Source organism: Microcystis sp. LE19-8.1F (assembly GCF_027531715.1).
In the GTDB taxonomy this organism is placed as follows: Bacteria; Cyanobacteriota; Cyanobacteriia; order Cyanobacteriales; family Microcystaceae; genus Microcystis; species Microcystis wesenbergii_A.
Genome location: NZ_JAPZSO010000219.1, coordinates 1 through 1,079 on the forward strand (window position 1 = coordinate 1; position 1,079 = coordinate 1,079).

Below are 1,079 nucleotides of genomic sequence, written 5' to 3' on the forward strand. Positions count from 1 at the left end.
GCTTGAGCGTGAGCTTGAATTTGGGCTTTTTTGTCAGTATCCATAAGTCTCTTACTATGTAGGTGATCTACTCATAGTGTAGCTCCATCTCAGAAAACCAGATTTAAGTATTTATGCTCATGGCAAAAGTGGGATGCACTCGGATTTTTTGGGAGCATCCCAATTATGTAATGAGTATAAATGCTCAGAAGGGGAAGAAGGCTTTTGTAGTAACGATTCTGGTTCCAATCACACAATTTAGAGAACCGTTGAAAATCTATGAACTCCCGAAAAGGCTTGCCATATAAGTATTTCGTATCTAAGTACAATTGCTTATTGCAAAAGTGGGATGCTCCCTCTCGCCGATTTTTTCTTCTCCACCCCCTTCTTTTTCAATAATTACTTTTCGATTTTTGGCTACTCCTCCTAAGTATTTTAGCTTTCTTTCTTCTAGGGCTTTTAGAAAACTCGTGTTATGGCCATAACCGGCATCTATTAACCCGATTTTTGGTCGATAGCCTCTTTTTAGGCTCCGGTCAATTAAATCTATCGCTATCTCTGGTTTCTTCTTAAATTCTTTGTCTTCTTTCCCCTCGGCTAAGGAACTAGCCGGTTGATAAATTTCAATGTCTAGGGGTACACTTTTTTTGCCGTCGTAGAGATGAGTAGTGACGGCGACTATTCCGTTGTCTGTCTTGCCAATTTCTCCCGAGTACTGCCTGCCAACTCCGGCGGTCAGATTGCCACTTTTTCGATGTCCTGAGTCATCGACAATCAGGGAAAATCCTCGGAGTATTTGCGTCTGGCGGCATTGGTTCATCACTTGCAACCGACATTCATTCACCTGACGGTCTGACCAGGGAGATTCGGTCAAAAAGTGATGTAATCGGTTATCAACTACTCCGACGGCATTATTGGCCATTTGAGTCAGGTTTTTCCTCTCACTTTCCCCTAATAATCCTCCTAAATATTGTCTGAAGCCGTTTTTTTGCGCTTCGTTTTTGAAGCAATTGTCAAACCGCCGACACCATCGGTCAAAGCAGGGGGGCATCGCTAGGGGTTGTCTCTTTCATCGCCGATTTCTCAACGTTAAGTGCTTA

General features: G+C 42.9%; 1 pseudogene. It reads right to left on the reverse strand.

Going from position 1 to position 1,079, the window contains the following annotated elements:
• Positions 1 to 343: 343 nt before the first annotated feature.
• Positions 344 to 1,052: pseudogene (locus O9334_RS20365) on the reverse strand (IS701 family transposase); the annotation flags it as partial.
• Positions 1,053 to 1,079 lie beyond the last annotated feature (27 nt).